Here is a 274-nt window from a genome sequence, read left to right as displayed (position 1 = left end):
AATACGTAGGGAGCAAGCGTTGTCCGGATTTACTGGGTGTAAAGGGTGCGTAGGCGGCTCTGCAAGTCAGGTGTGAAAACTATCGGCTTAACTGATAGACTGCATTTGAAACTGTGGGGCTTGAGTGGAGCAGAGGCAGACGGAATTCCCGGTGTAGCGGTGAAATGCGTAGAGATCGGGAGGAACACCAGTGGCGAAGGCGGTCTGCTGGGCTTTAACTGACGCTGAGGCACGAAAGCATGGGTAGCAAACAGGATTAGATACCCTGGTAGTC

The 274-nt window shown here is 52.9% G+C and carries 1 rRNA gene; it reads left to right on the top strand.

Going from position 1 to position 274, the window contains the following annotated elements:
• Positions 1–274: ribosomal RNA gene (locus tag ACTHSL_RS13610) — 16S ribosomal RNA — on the top strand; the annotation flags it as partial.

The sequence above is a fragment of the Neisseria sp. P0008.S010 genome, assembly GCF_051962715.1.
GTDB lineage: Bacteria > Pseudomonadota > Gammaproteobacteria > Burkholderiales > Neisseriaceae > Neisseria > Neisseria elongata.
Note: the sequence above shows the minus strand (reverse complement) of the source record. Positions and strands in the feature narration are given on the sequence as shown.